General features: G+C 73.5%; 4 protein-coding genes. 3 read left to right on the forward strand and 1 reads right to left on the reverse strand.

From position 1 onward, the window contains the following. A partial coding sequence (locus tag H5J30_RS23365; protein ID WP_181789343.1) for a mechanosensitive ion channel family protein occupies nt 1–646 on the reverse strand: 646 nt, incomplete at its 3' end. A gap of 283 nt (nt 647–929) precedes the next feature. On the opposite strand from H5J30_RS23365, the gene H5J30_RS23370 reads away from it, so the two are divergent. From H5J30_RS23370 to H5J30_RS23380, 3 genes are all read left to right on the forward strand, one after another. Further along, on the forward strand, nt 930–1,979 hold the full coding sequence (locus H5J30_RS23370; RefSeq protein WP_181789344.1) for a Dyp-type peroxidase: 1,050 nt from the start codon (nt 930–932) through the stop codon (nt 1,977–1,979). Continuing rightward, nucleotides 1,976–2,773: a family 1 encapsulin nanocompartment shell protein gene (locus H5J30_RS23375; protein ID WP_181789345.1), complete on the forward strand. Its 798-nt coding sequence runs from the start codon at nt 1,976–1,978 to the stop codon at nt 2,771–2,773. Before H5J30_RS23370 ends, H5J30_RS23375 begins: the two co-directional genes overlap by 4 nt. After that, nucleotides 2,770–3,304, forward strand: a 535-nt coding sequence (locus H5J30_RS23380) for a potassium channel family protein (protein ID WP_181789346.1), incomplete at its 3' end; no start/stop codon positions are given. The genes H5J30_RS23375 and H5J30_RS23380, both read left to right, overlap by 4 nt.

The following is a 3,304-nucleotide window of genomic DNA, read 5'->3' on the forward strand; positions in this document are numbered from 1 at the left end:
GCTCCCAGCGCGCCCGCATCGGCACGACCAGGCCGCCGCCGACGCCCACGATCAGGATTCCGGCGGCCGCCGCGAGCACCGCGATCAGCAGCGGGCCGGTGATCGCCGTGGCGATCCGGGCCTGCCCGAGCGCGGCGACCGCGCCGACCCCGATGATGAACGCCCAGGCGATCGTCGCCATGGTCCTGCCGTACGACGTGCCGCTCAGCGCGTTGCCGACGATGTCGCGCACCGCCGTCGCCACCGCCATGGCGACCATCATGATCACCACGCCGACCAGCAGCTTCGGCAGCCAGGCGACGAGTTCGGTGAGCAGCGAGCCGACGGGGTTCGGGCCGAAGACGCTGAGCGCGAGCTGCAGCACGAACAGCATCAGCGTGTAGTAGATGATCTTGACGAGGATCCCGGTGGCGTCGTACTTCGAGTTCTCCAGCGCGCGGCCGAGGCCGCCGCGCTCCGCGAGCCCGGTGAAGCCGGCGCGGTCCAGGATCTTCCCGAGCGCCTTGGCTATCAGCTTGACCACGAACCAGCCGACGACCAGGACGAGGAGGAAGGCGATCAGCTTCGGGATGAAGCCGATCAGCTTGGAGAACGCATCGCTGAAGCCTCCGCCGAAGTCGACCGAGAGGGCGAGTTGCTGCGACATGGTGGGCCTCTCTGTGGGTGTACGACCCGGGCCGCTCTGCCGAGGGCCTGTCTTCCGTCGTAGCACCGCCGCCGCCGCGCCACCCGGCCGCTGCGGCGCGGCGTGCGCCGGTCGGGTGACATCCCGCATGACTTCCGCGTGACTCCCGCGTGGCTCCCGCGCGGGGTCCCGTACGAGCCGCCGAACGGCCCGCGGCACGGGCGGGCGTACGCGGGCCGCCGCCGGATTGCGCCGCCTGGTACGTCCCGTATCGTCACGAATGCCCCCGTGAGCAGGAGGGACCGTGCCCGAACCCCAGCCCGTGCTGGCCCCGCCCGCGACCGCGGCGGTGTTCCTCGTCGTCACCGTCGCGCCCGGCGGCGAGGAGGCAGTCCGCGACGTACTCGAAGACCTCCCCGCGCTCCAGCGCGCCGTGGGCTTCGGCGCCCCCGACGACGACCTGACGTGCGTCGCGGGCATCGGCGCCGCCGTCTGGGGACGGCTCTTCCAGGGCCCGGCCCCGGCCGGCCTGCACCCGTTCCGCGAGCTGGCCGGGGAGCACCACCGCGCCGTCGCCACCCCCGGCGACCTGCTCTTCCACCTCCGCTCCCGGCGCATGGACCTCTGCTTCGAGCTGGCCAGGCGGCTGCGCGCGCGGCTCGGCGACGCCGTCGCGGTCGCCGACGAGGTGCACGGCTTCAAGTACTACGACATGCGCGACCTGCTCGGCTTCGTCGACGGCACCGAGAACCCCGTCGGACAGGCCGCCGGCGCCGCGGTGTTCACCGGCGCCGAGGACCCGCGGTTCGCCGGCGGCAGCTACGTGATGGTGCAGAAGTACGTGCACGACCTCGACGCCTGGCAGGCGCTGAGCACCGAGGAGCAGGAGCGGGTCATCGGGCGCACCAAACTCGGCAACACCGAGTTGCCGGAGGGCGTGCAGCCCGACGACTCGCACGTCGCGCTCACCACGGTCACCGGCCCGGACGGCGAGGAGCGCCAGGTCGTACGGGACAACATGCCCTTCGGCTCCGTCGGCGACGGCGAGTTCGGCACGTACTTCATCGGCTACGCGCGCGAGCCCGGGGTGCTGGAGGAGATGCTGGAGAACATGTTCCTCGGCCGGCCGCCCGGGACGTACGACCGGATCCTGGACTTCTCCACGGCCGTGACCGGCTGCCTGTTCTTCGCCCCCGCGGCCCCCTTCCTCGACGGCCTGCCCGCCCTGCCCGCCGCCCTCGGCGCCGCGGCCGCCGCCCCGGACCCCGTCGCCCCGGACCCCGTACCCGACCCTCCGGCCGCCGGTGACGGCTCGCTGGGGATCGGCGGCCTCAAAGGAGCACCCGCACGATGAACAACCTGCACCGTGAACTCGCTCCGATCACCCAGGCGGCCTGGGCGGAGATCGAGGAGGAGGCCCGGCGCACCTTCCGCCGCCACGTCGCCGGCCGCCGCGTCGTCGACGTCACCGGGCCCGAGGGCCCCGAACTGGCCGCCGTCGGCACCGGGCACCTGGAGGAGATCGCCCCGCCCGCGCCCGGCGCGACCGCCCGGCTGCGCGCGGCGCAGCCGCTGATCGAGCTGCGGGTGCCGTTCACCGTCAGCCGCGACGCCGTCGACGACGTGGAGCGCGGCTCCCAGGACTCCGACTGGCAGCCGGTCAAGGAGGCCGCCCGCACCGCCGCGTTCGCCGAGGACCGGATGATCGCCGACGGGTACGCCGCCGCCGGCGTCGACGGGCTGCGGACCCGTACCTCGCTGCCCGAGCTGAGCCTGCCCGCCGAGGTCCGCGACTACCCCGACACCGTCAGCCGGGCGCTCTCCGCGCTGCGGCTGGCCGGCGTGGACGGCCCGTACTCGCTGCTGCTGGGGGCGGACGCGTACACGGCGGTGAGCGAGACCGCCGACCACGGCTATCCGGTCGCCCAGCACATCTCGCGGCTGCTGGACGGCGAGCTGATCTGGGCGCCGGCGATGACCGGCGGCCTCGCGCTGTCCACCCGCGGCGGCGACTTCGAACTGCGCCTGGGCGAGGACCTGGCGATCGGGTACACGGCGCACGACGCCAAGACCGTGCAGCTCTACCTGCACGAGACGCTGACGTTCCTGGCGTACACGGACGAGGCGATCGTCGTCCTACGGGCATGAAGGCCCCGCGCGACGACGACGGGGACGGCGTCCGCGTCGGTGACGACGCAGGGGGCGGTGCCGGGGACCGCCCCCCGGAGCACCGCCGGGACCCGCTCCTCTCCTGGCTGCGCGAGGCCGTACCCGTGGCGGTCATGGTCGTCGCGTACTTCCTGCTGCCCCTGCACCTGCTGGGCGCGGAGAGACCCGAGCTGAGCTGGACGCTCTTCGTGCTGGCGCTGGGCGCCGTCACCCTGCTGCTGCTCCGCGAGATCCGGGCGGTGCTGCGGGACGTGCCGCACGCCCGTCCCGGGGTCACCATCCCGCTGCTGATGATCGCCTCGCTCCTCGTCTTCGCCGCCGCGTACAGCTCGATCGCCCGGCAGTCGGGGGAGTTCGACGGGCTGCGGACCCGGGTCGACTCGCTGTACTTCACGGTCGCGACGGTGGCGACCGTCGGCTACGGGGACATCACCGCGCGCGGGCAGACGGCCCGGATCCTGGTGATCGGGCAGATCACGTACAGCTTCGTGTTCCTGACCGCCGCCGCCA

The organism is Streptomyces phytophilus (assembly GCF_013870535.1).
Classification (GTDB): Bacteria; Actinomycetota; Actinomycetes; order Streptomycetales; family Streptomycetaceae; genus Streptomyces; species Streptomyces phytophilus.

Bases quoted from the DNA above. Each gene is read 5' to 3' on its own strand.
- H5J30_RS23375 (WP_181789345.1), top strand. From the start codon at position 1,976: ATGAACAACCTGCACCGTGAACTCGCTCCGATCACCCAGGCGGCCTGG.